General features: G+C 67.0%; 19 protein-coding genes. 8 read left to right on the forward strand and 11 right to left on the reverse strand.

From position 1 onward, the window contains the following. Positions 1 to 8: 8 nt before the first annotated feature. Entirely contained in the window at positions 9 to 1,265 is a 1,257-nt protein-coding gene (locus BLT71_RS00570) for a low temperature requirement protein A (RefSeq protein ID WP_091716676.1), read from the forward strand. A gap of 3 nt (positions 1,266 to 1,268) precedes the next feature. Here the strand turns inward: BLT71_RS00570 and BLT71_RS00575 are convergent, their stop codons facing one another. Both BLT71_RS00575 and gluQRS read right to left on the reverse strand, forming a co-directional pair. Then, positions 1,269 to 1,484: a transcriptional regulator gene (locus BLT71_RS00575; protein ID WP_091723703.1), complete on the reverse strand. Its 216-nt coding sequence runs from the start codon at positions 1,482 to 1,484 to the stop codon at positions 1,269 to 1,271. Between the two features lie 32 nt (positions 1,485 to 1,516). Then, positions 1,517 to 2,410: a tRNA glutamyl-Q(34) synthetase GluQRS gene (gluQRS, locus tag BLT71_RS00580; protein WP_091716678.1), complete on the reverse strand. Its 894-nt coding sequence runs from the start codon at positions 2,408 to 2,410 to the stop codon at positions 1,517 to 1,519. Positions 2,411 to 2,735: 325 nt separating this feature from the next. On the opposite strand from gluQRS, the gene BLT71_RS00585 reads away from it, so the two are divergent. The 3 genes from BLT71_RS00585 to BLT71_RS00595 all read left to right on the forward strand — a co-directional run bounded on the left by BLT71_RS00585 (position 2,736) and on the right by BLT71_RS00595 (position 5,419). Continuing rightward, positions 2,736 to 3,194 carry an Lrp/AsnC family transcriptional regulator gene (locus BLT71_RS00585; RefSeq protein ID WP_015938912.1) on the forward strand — a complete coding sequence of 153 codons (459 nt, stop codon included), beginning with the start codon at positions 2,736 to 2,738 and terminating at the stop codon, positions 3,192 to 3,194. A 69-nt stretch (positions 3,195 to 3,263) separates the two neighbouring features. After that, positions 3,264 to 4,745, forward strand: coding sequence for a WXG100 family type VII secretion target (locus BLT71_RS00590; protein WP_091716680.1), 1,482 nt, complete (start codon positions 3,264 to 3,266; stop codon positions 4,743 to 4,745). Next, entirely contained in the window at positions 4,742 to 5,419 is a 678-nt protein-coding gene (locus BLT71_RS00595; RefSeq protein WP_091716682.1) for a hypothetical protein, read from the forward strand. Before BLT71_RS00590 ends, BLT71_RS00595 begins: the two co-directional genes overlap by 4 nt. Before the next feature lie 21 nt (positions 5,420 to 5,440). On the opposite strand, the gene BLT71_RS00600 is transcribed toward BLT71_RS00595, so the two are convergent. Continuing rightward, on the reverse strand, positions 5,441 to 5,896 hold the full coding sequence (locus BLT71_RS00600) for an Lrp/AsnC family transcriptional regulator (protein ID WP_015938915.1): 456 nt from the start codon (positions 5,894 to 5,896) through the stop codon (positions 5,441 to 5,443). A 106-nt stretch (positions 5,897 to 6,002) separates the two neighbouring features. On the opposite strand from BLT71_RS00600, the gene BLT71_RS00605 reads away from it, so the two are divergent. Next, complete coding sequence (locus BLT71_RS00605; protein WP_091716684.1) at positions 6,003 to 6,650, forward strand: LysE family translocator; 648 nt, start codon at positions 6,003 to 6,005, stop codon at positions 6,648 to 6,650. Here BLT71_RS00605 and BLT71_RS00610 read toward each other — a convergent pair. From BLT71_RS00610 to BLT71_RS00630, 5 genes are all read right to left on the reverse strand, one after another. Further along, positions 6,647 to 7,621 carry a tetratricopeptide repeat protein gene (locus BLT71_RS00610; protein ID WP_091716686.1) on the reverse strand — a complete coding sequence of 325 codons (975 nt, stop codon included), beginning with the start codon at positions 7,619 to 7,621 and terminating at the stop codon, positions 6,647 to 6,649. The two genes, BLT71_RS00605 and BLT71_RS00610, sit on opposite strands and share 4 nt — an antisense overlap. 49 nt (positions 7,622 to 7,670) lie before the next feature. Further along, a complete protein-coding gene (locus BLT71_RS00615; protein WP_091716688.1) occupies positions 7,671 to 8,174 on the reverse strand; it encodes a DUF456 domain-containing protein in 504 nt (167 codons plus the stop codon). A 111-nt stretch (positions 8,175 to 8,285) separates the two neighbouring features. Beyond that, a complete protein-coding gene (locus BLT71_RS00620; RefSeq protein WP_091716690.1) occupies positions 8,286 to 9,485 on the reverse strand; it encodes an NAD(P)-dependent malic enzyme in 1,200 nt (399 codons plus the stop codon). Between the two features lie 287 nt (positions 9,486 to 9,772). Then, on the reverse strand, positions 9,773 to 10,381 hold the full coding sequence (locus BLT71_RS00625; protein WP_091723705.1) for a TetR/AcrR family transcriptional regulator: 609 nt from the start codon (positions 10,379 to 10,381) through the stop codon (positions 9,773 to 9,775). Positions 10,382 to 10,519: 138 nt separating this feature from the next. Then, positions 10,520 to 11,797 (reverse strand): MFS transporter, encoded by a 1,278-nt coding sequence (locus tag BLT71_RS00630; protein WP_091716692.1) that lies wholly within the window; start codon positions 11,795 to 11,797, stop codon positions 10,520 to 10,522. A gap of 126 nt (positions 11,798 to 11,923) precedes the next feature. On the opposite strand from BLT71_RS00630, the gene rraA reads away from it, so the two are divergent. From rraA to BLT71_RS00645, 3 genes are all read left to right on the forward strand, one after another. After that, complete coding sequence (rraA, locus tag BLT71_RS00635; protein ID WP_091716694.1) at positions 11,924 to 12,409, forward strand: ribonuclease E activity regulator RraA; 486 nt, start codon at positions 11,924 to 11,926, stop codon at positions 12,407 to 12,409. Positions 12,410 to 12,518: 109 nt separating this feature from the next. Continuing rightward, the gene (locus BLT71_RS00640) at positions 12,519 to 14,186 is read left to right on the forward strand and encodes an MDR family MFS transporter (protein WP_091716696.1); all 1,668 of its coding nucleotides are present in this window, start codon (positions 12,519 to 12,521) and stop codon (positions 14,184 to 14,186) included. 317 nt (positions 14,187 to 14,503) lie between these two features. After that, entirely contained in the window at positions 14,504 to 15,943 is a 1,440-nt protein-coding gene (locus tag BLT71_RS00645; RefSeq protein ID WP_091716698.1) for a sugar porter family MFS transporter, read from the forward strand. A gap of 88 nt (positions 15,944 to 16,031) precedes the next feature. Here BLT71_RS00645 and BLT71_RS00650 read toward each other — a convergent pair whose 3' ends face one another. Genes BLT71_RS00650 through BLT71_RS00660 form a run of 3 tightly spaced genes read right to left on the reverse strand, consistent with a single transcriptional unit; the run spans position 16,032 to position 18,290 of the window. After that, positions 16,032 to 17,255, reverse strand: a complete 1,224-nt coding sequence (locus BLT71_RS00650; protein WP_091716700.1) for an MFS transporter — start codon at positions 17,253 to 17,255, stop codon at positions 16,032 to 16,034. A gap of 30 nt (positions 17,256 to 17,285) precedes the next feature. Then, positions 17,286 to 17,723: a MarR family winged helix-turn-helix transcriptional regulator gene (locus BLT71_RS00655; RefSeq protein WP_082497403.1), complete on the reverse strand. Its 438-nt coding sequence runs from the start codon at positions 17,721 to 17,723 to the stop codon at positions 17,286 to 17,288. Between the two features lie 45 nt (positions 17,724 to 17,768). Beyond that, on the reverse strand, positions 17,769 to 18,290 hold the full coding sequence (locus BLT71_RS00660) for a GNAT family N-acetyltransferase (RefSeq protein ID WP_091716704.1): 522 nt from the start codon (positions 18,288 to 18,290) through the stop codon (positions 17,769 to 17,771). Positions 18,291 to 18,306: the final 16 nt, after the last annotated feature.

Below are 18,306 nucleotides of genomic sequence, written 5' to 3' on the forward strand. Positions count from 1 at the left end.
TTTGAGGCATGTCCTCAAACCCCCTCCGGCATGCGTTCGCGCGCATGGGCGGCCGCGATCCGCATGAGAAACACCGGGCAGCCACCCCGCTGGAGCTCTTCTTCGACCTGACCTTCGTGATTGCCTTCGGCGTCGCGGGAAGCCAGTTCGCCCATGAAATCGCGGAGGCCCACGTGCTGCCCGGGCTGATCGGGTTCGCCTTCGCGATGTTCGCCGTGATCTGGGCCTGGATCAATTTCACCTGGTTCGCCAGCGCCTACGACACGGACGATTGGGTGTTCCGCGTGGTCACCATGGTCCAGATCGTGGGCGTCCTGATCCTCACCATGGGAATCGAACCGATGTTCCACTCGATCGTCGAGGGGCAGCATGTGGACAACCGGGTCATTGTGGGCGGCTACATCCTGATGCGCCTGGCCCTGGTGGCGCAGTGGATGCGGGCTGCGCGCCAGGATCCTGCCCGCCGCGAGACCTGCCTGCGTTACGCCCGGTACCTGGCCATCGTCCAGCTGGGCTGGGTGGCGGTGCTGATCCTCGACACCGGCGTCGCAGCCACGCTCCTGATGGTGGTTCCGCTCGTGGCGCTGGAAATGGCCACGCCTTATTTTGCCGAGCGCAGGGCAACAACGCCGTGGCATGCCCACCACATCGCCGAACGGTACGGGCTGCTCGCCATCATTGCCCTGGGCGAGTGCCTGATCGGTGCCATCGAGACGTTGCGCGCGTTTGTAGCCAACAGCGGCTGGACCATGGACGCGGCCCTGGTGGGATTCGGTGGAACGGCACTGGCCTTCGGAATGTGGTGGGTGTACTTCATGCTGCCTGCCGGGCGGGCCCTGCACCTGCGGCGGCACCGGTCCTACCTGTTCGGCTACGGCCACATCCCCATCTTCGCGGCCATCGCCGCCACCGGTGCCGGCCTCCATGTGGCCGCCTACTACATCGACCACGAGGCCCACATCAGCGCCGCGGCGGCCGTGGCGAGCATCGCCATTCCGGTGGCAGTCTTCAAGGCAACCCTCACCTGGCTGTACAGCGTGATGATGGGAACCGACCGCATGGTCGTCGCGGTCGCAGCGGGCGTCATCGCTGTCCAGGGCGGCGCGGTAGCCCTCGCGGCAGCAGGCGCCTCCGTCCCCGTGTGCCTGCTGGTCATTGTGGCCGCCCTGGCCGCCTCGATCGTCATCGACGAGAAGCGCGGCAGCGACCGGGTGCACGCGGCCCTGTCGAAGCTGGAGACAGCGGAGCCTGAACTGCCTGCCTAAGGCTTACTGTTTGCCGTACTTCCGGTGCACGGCCTGCTTGGTGACGCCCAGGCACAGCGCAATGGCTTCCCAGGACAAGCCGGCCTGCCTGGCGCCGCGCACCAGGGCCGCCTCCGCCCGGCCGACTTCCTTCTGCAGCTCGGCAACGGCATACAGGGCCTCGGCAGGGCCCTTGCCGTCCATTGATCCAACGAGGGTCTTCATCCGTTCCACCTCCATGGCGTCAACATTAGTTGACACCATGAAGGCCGTCAATGATTGTTGACGATGCCTTTCCAGGCCCAGGGCGCGGTGGGCAGTCCGGCGGGATGGAAGGCCGCCAGCGCCTCGCTTAGCGTCCCGGGCGGCAGTCCGAGCGATGCCAGCAGCAGGTTCCGAACCTCACCCGCCGGAATACCCGCAGCGTCAAGGTCACCGAGCGTCACGGCGCCGTCCCGCTTGGCCAGCCGGACGCCGTCGGAATTCACCACCAGCGGGACGTGGGCATATTCCGGAACCGGAATATTCAAGAGGGAGGCAAGATATGCCTGCCGGGGTGTCGAGGAAAGCAGGTCGTCGCCGCGGACCACCTGGTCAACCCCCTGCTCGGCATCGTCCACCACCACTGCCAGGTTGTATGCGGTGACACCGTCGTTGCGGCGGAGCACAAAGTCATCCACGATGCCGGTGTAGGCGCCGTGCAGGACATCCCGGACCGTGAACTTTGCAACGTCGGCGCGCAGCCGGATGGCCGCCGGCCGGGTGGATCGCTTGTACTCCAGTTCCGCCAGTCCAAGGTTCCGGCAGGTGCCCGGATAGGCGCCCTGTGGAGCATGCGGGGCGGAGGGGGCTTCCTGGATTTCACGCCGGGTGCAGAAGCACTCGTAGGTCAGGCCTGCGGACTGCAGGCGCCCGATGGCCTCCTCATACAAGGCTCCGCGGGCGGTCTGCCGGACCACCGCACCGTCCCAGTCCACCCCTATCGCGGCGAGGTCACGCAACTGGACGGCCTCGGCTCCGGCGCGGGCCCTGTCCAGGTCCTCAACGCGCAGGAGGAAGCTGCGGCCGGTGGAGCGGGCGAAGAGCCAGGCGAGGATGGCGGTACGGAGGTTGCCCACGTGCAGTTCGCCGGAGGGGCTGGGGGCGAAGCGTCCGGCCGAAGTCATGCCTCCAGCCTATGCGGAACAGCACAAGAGCCCCTCAGCCACCGATATGACCGGATATCCGGCGGATCGGTAGCCCAGGGGCTCTCGTCAGTGGGTGCGGAAAGACGATGCGTGAACAAGAGTCAATCAGCGGCGGCCTCCTTGCGGGAAGCTGTGCGCGGCGCCCGGGTGGTGTGCCGGAGGCCGGTGGCCTGAGGGCAGTGGCGGTAGCCGCTGCCGTGTTGCCAACATTTCAGCACCAGCCATACAGTTGGTGCAACCGGCTCCCCATCCTTTAGTCAATCTGACTAATCCATGTGCGCCGTGTCAGCAGAAAGGAGGCAAATTGCAGGAACTCGACGCCACGGACCGGCGGATACTCCGCGCGCTGGACGAGGACCCCCGGGTGCCCATCATGGTGCTGGCGCAGCGGCTGGGGCTGGCGCGCGGCACGGTGCAGTCGCGCCTGGAGCGGATGACGGCGGCCGGCGCGCTCCGGCCCAACAGCAGCAGGGTCCTTCCCGCGGCATTGGGCCGCGGTGTGGCAGCGTCGGTGAGCGCAGAACTGGACCAAAGCCACCTCAATGAAGCCATCGCCGCCCTGCGGAACATTCCGGAGGTCCTCGAATGCCACGCACCCGCCGGCGACACGGACCTCCTGATCCGGGTGGTGGCCACCAGTCCGGATGACCTCTACCGGGTATCGGAGGAAATCCGGCTGTGCCCGGGAATCGTCCGAACCTCCACCAGCATGTTCCTGCGCGAAGTCATTCCCTACCGCACCACGGGGCTGCTGGACGGATAGCCCTCCCCATCGCCCGGCCTTACCTTCCCGGCTAGGCTGGCACGGTACATCCACACAGGGGGAATCATCATGGCGGGTACCTTTTACGGCGGCGACGTGGCCCAGCTCCGGCGGCTCGCCAAGGACCTCGCCGGCGGCGCCAACCGGCTCAACGCCCTGGGCCAGCAGCTCAACAGCACCATCAGCTCCGGCCTGTGGAAGGGGCATGACGGCGACAGGTTCCGCAGCGAATGGACCTCCTCCCACATCAAGCTGCTGAGGTCCGCCACGGCCGGGCTCGAAACGGCGTCCAAGGCGTTGCTGGCCAACGCGGACGAACAGGAACGGGCCAGCAACGGCGGCGGCGGTGGCGGCGGGGGCGCAGGCCAATCAGGCGGAGGCGGCGGAACGGCCCAGGACCTGACCGACACCCTGAACTCGATGACGCCGGACGAGCGCCGGGACTACCTGCAGAGCGAAGACTTCCGGCAGTGGGCCCTGGCCAACCCGGAAGCCGCCAAGGCCGCCATGGACGCTGCCGCAGACTCCGGCCTGATCGACAAGAACTCCCCGGAGTACGCCGATTTCCTCAGCGATTACTGGAACAACCAGGCCATGCTGGACATGGGCATCGATCCGGCTACCTGGGACACCGCCAACGGCACCGAAGCCAACTGGGACACCATCCGCAGCGTCTATGACTTCTACGGCCAGGCCTACCTCGCCAACCCGGACCTGCAATGGGCCGGCATGGCCAACATGATCGGACCGTCCTTCGCGGGCGGCTTCCGCGACATGGCCATGATGCGGGACCTCGCGCAGCAGATCGCCAACAATCCGGCATCCAACATCCCGCTGCCCATCCTGGACCAGATCGAACAGCTGGCCGGAATGACCGATGACGAGATCCGCTTCTACGAAACCAGCATGCTGGACATGAACAAGGAGATCTTCCTGGACCAGGCGCGCCAGCACCAGGCGTACCTCAACGGCGGCCTGGACGAGATCAACCGGCTCCATGATTCCGGTGCCATCGATGCCGGAACGGCGGAGGCCTGGGCCAATATTGATTCCGGCGACCCGGACCGCGTCCAGGAAGGCAACACAGCCCTCCTGTACCGCGAGCAGAACGAAATCATCGCCGACGATTACGACAACATGCGCAGCCACCCCGGCGGCGAAGCCGTGACCTACATGGTGACCCTGGCCGGCGAGCCCTCCATTCCCGGGGCCAGGAGCTACGCCGAGGTGTTTCCCTACACCTTCAGCGTGGAAAGCCCCGGGCCGCAGAACGTGCCGTTCACCAACTGGGACAACCCCACGCAGTTCCGCACCGACTTCACCACAGGTTTCCCGGACGGCAACATTGCCAACGCGGACCAGCGCTGGGAACTCATCCGGCAGGACACCCTGCCCGCCTACCAGGACCTGCTGGCCTCAGACCCGGACCGGGCGGCCCAGATCATCGGCTCCGACTTTGACACTCGGGTGGACCAGTACCGGCCCACCAACAACATCCCCCAGATCATGGACCGCTTCCTGGACGGCTTCGACGCGGAGGTCCACCAGTGACGACCACCCGCACGGCCGCAGCCGGGAAGCGAAGGCGCGCATCCGGCGTCGTACTCCTCCTGCCGGTCCTGGCCGCCAGCCTGGCCCTGGGCGGCTGCCAGCTGTCCGCACCCGATCCCGCCACTCCGTCCTCCGCCACATCACCTTCTGCAGGGAGCACCGTGAAAACCTCTGAATTTTCCACCCTTGATGCCGCCGGCGTAGAGACCATCCGCAGCACCGGTGCCGCACGGCTGGACATGAGCTCCGGCACGCTGGACAAGGCAGCCGTCCAGGTGACGCCGGACAGCTACGGACCCGAGATCAACACCCGCGGCGCCGGAAAGATCAACCTGACCATCGTGGCGCCCAGCGGCGAAATCACGGGCGAAACGGACCGCATCCGCTTCAACACCACTGACAAGCGCACGGACTTCAGCGAGGTCACCTACTTCCTCACCGCACAATCCGCCGAGGAGTACTTCGCCCTGATCCGTGAGGGCGTGCAGCGTTACGGCATCGACGGGGACTCCGCCGAGCGGTGGATCAGTAGCACCGAAAGCGACCCGGAGGGAAAGAGCGATTTCTCCATCACCTCCGGAACGGCCACCGGCCTGGACGTGAACTACGACCTGAGGTACGACGGCGGCAAGGACACCCAGGTGATCATCGTCCACGTCCGCCCGGCCGCCTAAGGCAACGGGCAACCGGCAGCGCTACACCGGCGGCCCGGCGTTCGATTTGAGGTTCTTCATCACCAGGGTGGAGGTCAGCCGTTCCACGCCGGGCAGGGATGTCAGCTCTGCGTCGTAAAAGCGCTGGTACGCGGGCAGGTCCTCCGCGATGACCTTCAGCAGGTAGTCCGGTGAACCGAAGAGCCGCTGCGCCTCCACGATGTTCGGGTTGTCCGCCACGCGGTTCTCGAAGATCTCCATGGTGGGCCGGTCCACCTGGCGCAGCGTGACGAAGACGATCGCTTCAAACCCCAGGCCCACGGCGCCTGGATCGATGTCCGCTTTGTAGCCCCGGATCACCCCTGACTGCTCCAGGTCGCGCAGCCGGCGGTGGCACGGAGCCACCGTCAGCCCCACCTTGGCGGCAAGCGCCGTGGCGGTCATCCGCCCGTCCTCCTTGAGGTGGCGCAAGATATTTCTGTCAATGGCATCTATCACGCAAAAATCCTACTGCTTGGCTCGCGTGCCGCGCGAAAACCGGACAGCACTTCCGGGCTGAAAGTTCCTACAGTTACTCCTGAAAGATCCCCTGACAGGAGGAACCATGAATCCGGAGCTGTTCCTGGCCTTTGTGCTGGTGGCCGCGGCCCTCGCCTGCACCCCCGGCGTGGACTGGGCGTACTCCATCACGGCAGGGCTTGGACAGCGCAGTTTCGTGCCAGCCGTGGCCGGGCTGTGCGGCGGCTACGTCCTGCACACCGCGTTGCTGGTGGCTGGCCTCGCCGCGGTGCTGACCGGCATGCCCGGTGTCCTGGGCTGGCTGACGCTTGTGGGCGCCGGCTACCTGATGTGGCTGGGCATCAGCACGCTCCGCTCCTGGCGCGGGGCGTCCTTCAGTGCGGCAGGCGCCGTCGGACGTCCCGGCGCAACGCGGCTGCGCACCTTCCTGCAAGGCATGGGCACCAGCGGCATCAACCCGAAGGGCCTGCTGTTCTACGTTGCCCTGATCCCGCAGTTCGTCAGCGCGGACGCCTCACTGCCGGTACCGGTGCAGTCCGGGCTGCTGGGCATGACGTTCGTGGCGCTGGCCGGGCTGGTCTACACGGCCGTGGCACTGCTGTCCCGCACGCTGCTGCAGAGCAGGCCCGGGGCAGCGCGGGCTGTAACCCTGGCCAGCGGGATCATCATGGTCCTGCTGGGCACAGTGCTGCTCGGCGAACAGCTGGTTCCCCTGGTGGCGGGCCGCGCCTAGTCCTCGCTGAGGTTTTTCCAGTCCCGTTCCCAGATGCGGCGCATTTCCTCGTCCTTGCGGATGGGAACCGGAGCGGCGATTTCCCTCTGCGGCACCGGATCTTCGTGCCGCCTGCCCCAGTCGCGCGGATTGAGCGAGCGCCGGCTGGAGTCCAGCAGGAGCAGCGCCTTATCCGTCAGGGCATCGTTCCGGAGCACGAGGTGCGTCTTGCGGCGCCGCAGCACTTCGGTGATGGCCTGCTGCGCGGCGTCGAGCCGGCCTTCCCGGCGAAGGGCGCGGGCACGGACCAGGAGCAACGCGGCAGACAGGTCATCGGCGTTCAGGAGCCCCTCGGTCCAGTCGATCACGGTGCGGCTCCGGCCCAGGCTGAGTGCCAGCGAGCACCGGGCAAGGGCCATGGGGAGCGACGGCGGCAGCCCGGTGAGGGCGTCCAGCGCCGCCTCGGTCCGGCCGGTCTCGCGCAGCGCGTGGGCCAGTGCCAGGAACACCGATTCCTCGCTGAACAGGACTGGAACCTCCACCCGTTCGGCCAGTTCGATCCGGGTGACGATGCGCCGCAGGTACGTGGCGGAGTAGCGGTTCGCGTCCTCATCGTTCCGGGTGGTGAGCCCGCGCTGCAGCAGCTCCGAGGCGCGGAGGTACCCGCCGTGCTGGTACACCAGCAGCCCGGACATCAGGTAGCACAGGCCTGCCCAGCCCGGGTAGGTGCGGGCCAGTGCGATCAGCCGTTCGGGTTCACGGCTGGAGAAGACGGCGTCGTGCACCTCTTTGGCCGGCCGGGGCATCCGCCGGAGCCGCGGCACCTCGCCGTTGATCGCGAGCAGCGACGGGTTGCGGGCGCCCAGCACTCCGGTCAGCAGGCCGCCCACTCCCCCGGCAAGGTCGTGGACAGGCGTGCGCAGGTGCGCCTGGCCGAACGGCGTCAGGTCACGGCTGTCCCAGTAGATCGGTGCGCTGTCCCCGGCAGTCATCTTTCCATGCTAACGAACGCATGGCCGCGGCCGGACGCCGCAAGGGAACCTACCCGTTCACCGCGGCAATCCACACCCCGATGACCCAGGCGCTGGCGGCCAGGCATGCCAGCCCGAATTCGGCGAGCATCCCGATGCCGGTGGCTTTGAGGGCGGCCCAGCTGGACCGGGCCGCGGTGGGCAGGTTGCGGGTGCGCAGGACTTCGCTGAGCAGCAGGCCTGCGGCGAACCCAACGAACAGGCCCACCACCGGGATGATGAACATGCCGGCCACACCGGCCACCAGGCCCACCACGATGCTGCGGCTGGGAATGGCATGCTCCTTGAGCTTCCGCCCGGTGAGCACGGCGCCGGCGGCCATCCCAGCGGCCACGAAGATGATGCCGATGGCAAACACCACCCATCCGGCGGCACCTGCGCCGCCCCAGATGGCCCACGCCAGCAGGCTGGCCCCGATCAGGATGCTGCCCGGCAGGACGGGGATGATGGTCCCCGCCACACCCACCAGGATCGCAAGGCCGCACAGGATGGTCACCACGGTCTCGGAAGTCATGGCACCCAGTCTAGGGTGGCGCACCTGCCAGCCCGGACCGTGTTAACGCCCGACGGCGGTGCCTCCTTTCGGGGAAGGAGGCACCGCCGTCGGGCGTAATCAGGGGGTGGACTACTCCGCTTCCACCGCTGCGGCGACGGCCGCGGTCACCGCGGGGGCAACCCGGGGATCGAGCGGGCTGGGCACGATGTAGTCGGCGGCCAGGTCCTCGGCGGCGAGCTCGGCGATGGCGTTGGCCGCCGCCAGCTTCATGGCCGGGGTGATCCGGCGTGCGCCGGCGTCCAGGGCGCCCCGGAAGATGCCGGGGAACGCCAGGACGTTGTTGATCTGGTTGGGGAAGTCGCTGCGGCCGGTGGCCACCACGGCGGCGTACTTGGCGGCGACCTCAGGAAGGACCTCGGGGTCCGGGTTGGAGAGGGCGAACACGATGGCGTCCTGGTTCATCAGGGCAAGGTGTGCCTCGTCCAGCTTGGAGGAGGAAACTCCGATGAAGACGTCGGCTCCGGCGAGGGCCTCGGCCGGGCCGCCTTCCACACCGCGGGGGTTGCTGCGGCCCGCGATGTCGGCCTTCTTGCTGGACGTGTCAGCGGCGAGGTCGGCGCGGGTGCTGTTGATGACACCGCGGGAATCCAGCAGGACGACATCCGGGATGCCGGCGGCCAGGAGGATTTCGGCGACGGCAATGCCCGCGGCACCGGCGCCGGAAACCACAACCTTCAGGCTGTCCAGGCTGCGGCCGGTCACCTTGGCGGCGTTGGTCAGGGCGGCCAGTGCCACCACGGCTGTGCCGTGCTGGTCATCATGCATGACCGGGCAGTCCAGGGCCTCGATCAGCTTTTCCTCGAGCTCGAAGCAGCGCGGAGCGGCGATGTCCTCGAGGTTGACGGCGCCGAAACTGGGACGGAGGCGGACGAGGGTCTCCACGATTTCGTCGACGTCGCTGGTGTTCAGGACCAGGGGGATGGAATCAAGGTCGCCGAAGCTCTTGAAGAGTGCGGACTTGCCCTCCATTACGGGCAGGGAGGCGCTGGCGCCGATGTTGCCCAGGCCCAGGACTGCGGTGCCGTCGCTGACCACGACCACCAGGCGCTCGGCCCAGGTCAGGGTGCGGGCGAGCTCCGGCTGCTTGTGGATGGCGCGGCTGACCTCGGCCACACCGGGGGTGTAGGCGATGGACAGGTCGCGCTTGTTGGACAGCGGGACGGTGCTGGCGATGGAGAGCTTTCCGCCCTGGTGGGCGTCGAAGATCTCGGCTTCGGTCAGAGCGGTGGCTGCGGAATTGTCAGTGGCTGTAGCTGCGTCAATGGACACGTCGTTGTCTCCTGGTGCTCGCCGTACACGCACGGCACATGGGGCCGGACCCGTGCGGGCTCCGGCAGGGAAAATGGTGCGACAGGAAACCCAGGGGTGGCGGGTCCGTAGGAGCCCCCGGGGATGTTCACTCCCTGCTGCTCCGCTGGAACCAATGGTAGGCAAGCTCCGGAGCCCGCAACGGCGGTCTTGACAGCGAAAATGGCCGCCAAATCGTTTATTCAGCGCTCTTTGTGACTCACGCCACGCCATAAAGGCGTATTTAATGCCGAATTGGTCTAGACCGGTTACGCCGACTGGTGGAGTGTGAACCGGGCATCCGCGGCTGGAGAGAGCCGGGCGCAGGCCTTTTTGAGGTCTTCTTCGGCCTCGAAGAGGGACAGGCGGCGGTTCCGGACGGACTGGACCAGACCAGTGACAGACAGCAGCAGGACCCTGGCCGCCACGGCATCACCGGCGGCGGCCTCCACGGCCTTCTCGCCCAAGGCGTCAATGTCGCGCAGCAGGGACGTAGTGTCCCGGTCCGGAAGATAGACGCCGCGACTCAGGCACTGTTCCACGGCAGGCTGCATGACCCGCATGTGGAAGATTTCCATCACGACACCGGGGAGGGCGCGGCCGCGGAACCGGTCAGACTCGCGCCGCGCAGCAGCCTCCAGCTCTTCCAGCTGGTGGCGGTACAGGGCCAGGACCAGGTGCGTCGGCGACGGAAAATAGCGGTACACCGTGCCCAGCGGAACGTCTGCCTTCTCGGCGATCTCGGACAGGTCCACGGAGTCCAGGCCCTTCCGGGCAAAGGAAGCAGCGGCTTCGAGCATGCGTGCGTAGCGAAGGCGCTGGCGTGGTGCAGTGGGCCGGGGGGCCATGGGCGGATGGTCTGAAACAGTCTCGGTCATCAGCATTTTCCGGGGTTGTGTTCTGGGGTTACTGCTGCCGGAGCTCCCCCATCCATACAGCCCCGCAGCCGGCTCAACTATACGGCACCAGCCGGCGCTGCAACTCGTCAGTGGCCTTACCAACGGCCGCCGGAAGGGTCAGTCCACGCCCTTGATCTTGACGACGAAAACGGCGCCCAGCAGCCCGATAACGGCCGCCGTGGTGAAGAGGGTGCCGTACCCGCCGAACTGCGTCACTGCGAGGTAAGCGAGGCCCGTCGCGAATACTTGCGGCAGCGAGGCGGCCACGTTAATGACCCCCATATCCTTGCCGCGGTCCGCGGCCTGCGGGAGCACCTGCGTCAGCAGGGCGAAGTCAACGGCCTGGTAGGCGCCGAAGCCGATGCCCAGGATGGCGGCTCCAATCAGGGCGCCGGCCCACACGGGGAAGAAGGCCATGGTGAGCCCTGCCAAAGCGATCATGGCGGAGGAGGCGATCACAAACGGCTTGCGCTTGCCTACCCTGTCGCTCCACGGCCCTGCGATCACTGCAGTAATCATCACCAGCACGGCATAGATGCCGGTAAGGGTCAGGACCCCCAGCGCCGGGTTCTCATGCTTGATGACGTCCGTGAGGAAAAAGATCAGATAGACGATGGTGAGCTGGTTGCAGACGTTGACCAGGAAGCGGGTGAGCCACGCCCACGCGAAGTCCGGGTGGCGGGCCGGGCTGATCCAGAAGCCGCGGAGGAAATTGCCCCACGAGAACGGCGGGCGGAGCTCCCTGGGCAGCGTCGGGTCATTCCGGTGGAACAGATACGGCAGCACGGAGATCAGCAGGGCGGCCGCGCACAGCCAGTAACCCACCATGAAGTTGCCGGAAACCACCGCCCCGAAGACTGCGCCGAGGAGGATCCCCGCCGTTTGGCCCAGGGCGGCCAGTCCCCCCACGCCGCCGCGCTGCAGCACCGGCACGCGGTCGGGGATGGCGGCGGTGATGGCCGCGTAGGCCGCGTTGGCGCCCAGCTGGACCAGGCACCAGAACAGGACCAGCAGGGCGACAGCCGTGGCCCCGGACATTGCCAGCAACGCTGCTGCGGCCAGGATGGCACCCGCCAGCACCCAGGGGGAACGCCGGCCGAAACCCGAGACCGTCCGGTCGGACAGAGCGCCGAAGAGCGGATTGGCCACCAGGGATACGGCGGCCCCGCACCCAAGTACGAGGGAGGCGATGGCCTCCTTGTTGGCTTCGTCGATGCCCGTGGCCTGCTGGGCGATAAAGACGTTGATGGGTCCGAAAAACGCGGCGTTGATGCCCACGTTGACCAGCACCAGCCCGGTGACCCAGCGCGCGGTGACCTTCTGCGTCGGCTCGGCGAGCGCCGCGGCCGTGGTCCGCGGAACGTCCGGCGGGACCGGTGTGTTGGACATGCTCATTGCTGGTTCCCCCCGGGGCAGGTGCTGATGCTGGAAATCAGACTATCGTGGGCCTTGCCCGGCGTCTGTGCCGCACGCCGGGGCAGTTGCGAGCGCGCGGCACCCCGAGGCTCGAAGGAGAACCACATGAACGCTGCTACCACCCCTGCCATCAACACGGCGGACCTCTATGACGAGCGCGGCGATGAGCTGGCGTCCGTGGCGCTGCAGTTCCAGTCCCTGGGCGGCCGCACGCACTTCTCCGGGCAGGCCCGGACCATCCGCTGCTTCCAGGACAACGCCCTGGTGAAGTCCACGCTGGCAACCCCCGGTAACGGCAGCGTGCTGGTGGTGGACGGCGGCGGCTCGCTGGGGACCGCCCTGATGGGGGACATGATCGCCGAAAGCGCCGTGGCGAACGGCTGGGCCGGCGTCGTGATCAATGGCGCAATCCGTGACCGCGAAGCCATCGCCAAGCTCGACCTCGGCGTGAAGGCGCTGGGCAGCAACCCCCGGAAGAGTGCCAAGGCGGGGGCGGGCGAAGTGGACGTTGACGTGGTGATCGACGGCGTCACCATCCGCACGGGCGCCCAGATCTGGTGCGACCCGGACGGCATCCTCGTGGAGCCGTAACCCGGCGGCCTAAAAAGTTTCCCGCGACGGGGAATGGAACTGCAGGTAAGATAGTTACTGAAAGCAACTATCAAATGCTTACTTCCCTTTTCTTCCCCTTGGAGCACCTATGTCCAAAGCCACTGCCGCACCCGGCGCCGGAGATACCCTGACGCAGCGCCAGATCGTCACCGTGATGGTGGGCCTGATGCTGGGCATGTTCCTGGCCTCGCTGGACCAGACCATCGTGTCCACGTCCATCTACACCATCGCCAATGACCTGGACGGCCTCTCGCTCCAGGCGTGGGCCACCACGGCGTACCTGATCACCTCCACTGTCAGCACCCCGCTGTACGGCAAGCTGAGCGATATTTTCGGCCGCCGGCCCCTCTACCTGAGCGCCATCGTGATCTTCCTGGCGGGCTCGGTCTATGCCGGTTCCGTCCACTCCATGACAGAGCTGGCCCTGGCCCGCGGCGTCCAGGGTCTCGGCGCCGGCGGCCTGCTGGCCCTGGCGCTGACCATCATCGGCGACATTGTCTCGCTCAAGGACCGGGCCAAGTACCAGGGCTATTTCATGTCCGTGTTCGGCATCTCCTCGGTGCTGGGCCCCGTGGTGGGCGGCGCATTCGCCGGAACGTCCAACATCCTGGGCTTTGACGGCTGGCGCTGGGTGTTCTTCATCAACGTGCCCATCGGCCTCGCCGCCCTGGTGGTGGTGTTCCTGTTCCTGCACCTGCCGGCCAAGCACCTGAAGCAGAAGATCGACTACTGGGGCGCGGCAGCCATCACCGTTGCCATCGTCCCGCTGCTCCTGGTGGCCGAGCAGGGCCGCTCCTGGGGCTGGGCGTCCACCAACTCCTTCCTCTGCTACGGCCTGGGCGTGGTGGGCATCGCGTGGTTCCTGCTGGCCGAGAAGCGGGCCGGGGACTACGCGCTGATCCCGCTGCGGCTCTTCAGCAACATCACCTTCGGGCTTTCCTCGCTGCTGAACTTCATCATCGGCATCGGCATGTTCGGCGCCATTGCCATGCTTCCCATGTACCTCCAGCTCGTGAAGGGCCTGACTCCCACCGAGGCCGGCCTGATGATGATCACCTTCACCGTGGGCATCCTGTTCGGGTCCATCACTGCCGGGCGGACCATCTCCGCGTCCGGCACCTTCCGGATCTTCCCCATCATGGGCACGGGAATCCTGACGGCCGCAGCACTGGTCATGGGGTTGTCTCTTCGTGTGGACACGGCCCTGTGGGTTCCCGGACTGATCGCCGTGTTCTTCGGCGTGGGCCTGGGCTTCTGCATGCAGCCGCTCACCCTGGCCATGCAGACCTCCGTCCCCCCGCGTGACATGGGCGTGGGAACGTCCTCCGCCGCCTTCTTCCGCTCCATGGGCGGCGCCGTGGGAACCGCTGTCTTCATCTCCATGCTGTTCAGCCTGGCGGCAGACAAGATCGCCGACGGCATGAAGGCAGCCACCACCGACGCCGCGTACCTTGCCGTCCTGAAGGACCCGGCGGTGGCGGCGGACCCGGCCAACGCCAAGCTGTACGACTTCTTCAAGAACGGCGCGTCCAACGATTCGCTCAACGACACCAGCTGGCTGCACACCGCCAACAGCACCCTGACCCGGCCCATCACCGAGGGCTTCGCCGGTTCGATCGACGCCGTGATGCTGACCGCCGCGGTGCTGACCGGAATCGCGTTCCTCATCAGCCTCGCGCTGCCGAAGAAGAAGCTGACGGACCCCAACGCCACTCCCCCGCAGGACAACGACACCCTGCAGGTCCCCGCCCACTGAACGCCCGCTCACTCGTGGCGGCCTAAACACCAACGCGCGCTCACTCGTGGCGGCAATATCCGGAACCCTTTCGCACACCGTGCGGGAGGGTTCCGGCGTTTCTCCCTAAGTGCTTCGCGCCCGGGGCGAGGTGTACGACGGCGGCGCGCACCGTCGTCGTCCGCGTTCGCTGCGGGAGGGGAGCCGGTGCCGGCCGGCCTCAACTGGAACGGTTCGCCGTGGCATGGAACACTACGGTAAGTACGCTGGCCATTTAGCCGGTACGCAGCCGACGACGTCCGCGCGAACTCCACCACACCCCAAACCCAGGGAGAACCATGCCCACTGCACAGGAGCAGACCAAGACCCGCATACCGCAGCGGGTGATCTGGCTGGCCCTTGCGGGAGCGGTGGGCGGATTCCTCTTCGGTTTCGATTCGTCCGTGGTGAACGGTGCCGTGGACGCCATGAAGGGCGAGTTCGCGCTCTCCGAAGCGGTGACCGGGTTTGCCGTCGCTGTTGCGCTGCTGGGCTGCGCTGCCGGCGCCTACCTGGCCGGGAAGGTGGCCGACAAATACGGCCGCATCCCCGCCATGAAGCTCGGGGCGCTGCTCTTCCTGGTCAGCGCCATAGGCACCGGCTTCGCGTTCAGCGTGTGGGACCTCATCTTCTGGCGGCTGGTGGGTGGGCTCGGCATTGGCCTCGCCTCCGTGATTGCGCCCGCCTATATCTCCGAGATCTCGCCGCGGCAGGTCCGCGGGCGGCTCGCCTCCCTGCAGCAGCTGGCCATCACCACCGGTATTTTCGCGGCCCTGCTGTCGGACGCCCTCCTGGCAACCAGCGCCCGCGGCGCGGACCAGTCCTTCTGGCTGGGCATCGAGGCGTGGCGCTGGATGTTCCTGGCCGCCGCTGTTCCGGCCCTGGTTTACGGCTGGATTGCCTTCACGCTCCCGGAGTCCCCGCGGTTCCTGGTGTTCCAGGGCAAGGAAGAAGAAGCACGCAAGATCTTCGACAGCATCGCCCCGGCCGATGACACCGAGCGCCACATCCGGGAAATCCGGGATGCCATCGAGGAAGACAAGATCGCCGGTCAGAAGGGCTCGCTGCGCGGCAAGACCTTTGGCCTGCAGGCGGTGGTCTGGGTGGGCATCATCCTCTCCATGCTGCAGCAGTTCGTGGGCATCAACGTGATCTTCTATTACTCCACCACCCTGTGGAAGGCCGTAGGTTTCCGGGAAGAGGATTCCCTGACCATCTCGGTGGCCACGTCCGTCACCAACATCCTGGTCACCCTGGTGGCCATCGCCCTGGTGGACCGGATTGGCCGCCGCCCCATCCTGCTGGTTGGTTCCGTGGGCATGGCCGTATCCCTGGGCGCCATGGCCCTGGCGTTCTCCTCCGCAACCGGATCCGGCGAAGACATCACCCTCCCGGGCGCCTGGGGGCCGGTGGCCCTGGTGGCGGCCAACGTGTTCGTGGTCAGCTTCGGCGCCTCCTGGGGCCCGCTGGTGTGGGTGCTGCTCGGCGAGATTTTCCCGTCCCGCATCCGTGCCCGCGCCCTGGGACTCGCAGCGGCGGCACAATGGGTGGCCAACTTCGCCATCACCCTCAGCTTCCCGGTGATGTCCGCCGTGTCCCTGCCGCTGACCTACGCCATGTACGCGCTGTTCGCCGCGGCATCCTTCTTCTTCGTGATGTTCAAGGTGCCGGAGACCAACGGCATGTCCCTCGAGCAGGCAGAGACCCTGTTCGTGGCGAAGGGCTCGGCGAAGGGCTGACCGCCGGTCCGGCTGAACCCGGCCACACAAAAAGGAACCTCCCGCACATGCTGTGCGGGAGGTTCCTTCCGTTCTGCAGTAGCCGCTCCTAGACCAGGTGCGGTTCGTGCGCTGTGAGGTACTTGCGGCCGCTGAACGCCACCAGGATGGCAATTCCCATGGCCACGGCACCTGCGAAGAACGGCACCTGGGGACCGAAGTGCTCACCCAGTTGCGCGGCCATGAACGGAGCCAGCGCGCCGCCCATCCAGCGGACGAAGTTGTAGCCGGAGGAAGCCACCGGCCGCGGGGAATCGGAGACGCCCATGGCAAGTTCGGTGTAGACGGTGTTGTTGATGCCCAGCAGGGCGCCCGCCACGATGACGAGTACGACGACGGCAGCCACCGAGTGCCCGGCCGCCAGTCCCAGCCCGGCCAGGTCCAGCAGCAGGACGAACAGGGTGCCGGTCAGCACCTTGACGGCACCGAAGCGGCGCTGCAGGACCGGCGCGACGAACACGGAGAACACGGCCACGGCCACGCCCCAGCCGAAGAAGACGGCGCCGATTCCGTAGGCGTCCATGCCCAGGATGAAGGGGGTGAAAGCCAGGATGGTGAAGAAGCCGTAGTTGTAGAACAAGCCGCTTGCCGCCGTCGTACGCAATCCCTTGTGGCCAAGTGCCAGCAGCGGGTCGCGGAGGCGGACCTTGCGCTCCGGCAGCGGCGTCTTGGGCAGCAGCGTCAGCAAGGCGATGAATGCGGCGGCCATCAGGACGGCCGTGCCGAAGAACGGGGCACGCCACTGCCAGCCGCCCAGCAGGGCGCCCAGGAGCGGGCCGAGCGAGATGCCAAGGCCCAGTGCGGCCTCGTAGAGGATGATGGCGATGCCGGCGCCGCCGCTGGCCACACCCACGATGACCGCGAGGGCGGTGGCGACGAAGAGGGCGTTACCCAGGCCCCAGCCGGCGCGGAAGCCCACCAGCTCATCCACGCTGCCGGACAGTCCGGAGAGCGAAGAGAACACCACGATGATGGCCAGGCCGATCAGCAGGGTTTTCTTGCCGCCGATCCGGGATGAGACGAAGCCGGTGATCAGCATCGCCAGGGCGGTGACCAGGAAGTAGCTGGTGAACAGCAGCGAAACCTCGCTGGGGCTGGCGTCCAGGTTGGTGGCGATCGCGGGGAGGATGGGGTCCACTAGGCCGATGCCCATGAACGCGAAGACCGCGGCCAGGGCGGTGGCCCACACAGCTTTTGGCTGTTTGAGGAAGGAGGCCTTTTCGGCCTGCAGGGTGTTCCCGGGTGCCTGCAGGGTGTCTGCTTGGCGGTTCATGGAGGGTGCTCCTAAAGGGGGTGCGGTGCGTCAGTTCTGGAGGGACGCGTTGATTTTGTCGATGACGGGCAGCGCCGCCGCCAGCGCTTCACGGTCCTGCTCGGTGAGTTCGCCGAGGAGTTCGGCCATGACGGCGTTGCGCCGCTGGTTTGCGGACTCGACGGCGGCGCGGCCTTCGGCGGTCAGGATGACGCGGACGGCGCGGGAGTCGGCGGGGTCGGGTTCGCGGCGGGCCAGCCCGGCGCGTTCGAGCTTGATGATCTGCTCGGTGGCGCTGGGTACCCTGACGCCGAGGTTGCGGGCGATCTCACCTACGCGGACGCCGTCGTCCAGCAGCATCTTGAGGGTGCTGAGCTGGGCGGCGCTGAGGTCTCCGTCCGCGTCGAGGCGGCGGACCAGGTAGACGCTGTGGCGCAGGGCTTCGCGGAAGCCTGCGGCGAGTTCCTGGAGCTTGTTCTCGTTCATCATTAGGCAGCCTAACATTTAGGCTACCTAACAGTCAAAGATCCTTGATTAGAGCGTGAGCTTCATGCCCTCGTGTGAGCCTTCAAACCCGAGGCGCTGGTAGAACCGCTGGGCAGCCGTCCGCGTCTTGTGCGTGGTCAGCTGCACCAGCGAACAGCCCTGGCGCCTGGACTCGCCGATGGCCCACTGGATCATCAGGTTGCCGATGCCCTGGCCCCGGAGAGTGCCGGCCACCCGCACGCCCTCGATCTGCGAGCGCCACGACCCTTGCCGCGAGATGCCGGGGAGGAAGCTCAGCTGGAACGTGGCAACCACCGGCCCAGAGGCTTCGCCGAGTGGCACCAGCTCGCCTACAACGAGCATGTGGCGGGGGTCGCCGTCGATCGCGTCAAAGGCCCGTTCGTAGGGCGCCATGTCCTGGCCCGCCTCGCGGCCCGCGCCCAGGGCGTCGTCGGCGAGGAGCTGCACGACGGCGGGCAGGTCCGCCCGCGTGGCGTGGCGGAGGCGGAAAGTCCCGCGCTCGACGTCGGCGGTCAGTAAAGGTTCCGGGGCACCAGCGGTTTCACTCACCTGCCCAGCCTTGCAC

The organism is Pseudarthrobacter equi, assembly GCF_900105535.1.
Taxonomy (GTDB): domain Bacteria; phylum Actinomycetota; class Actinomycetes; order Actinomycetales; family Micrococcaceae; genus Arthrobacter; species Arthrobacter equi.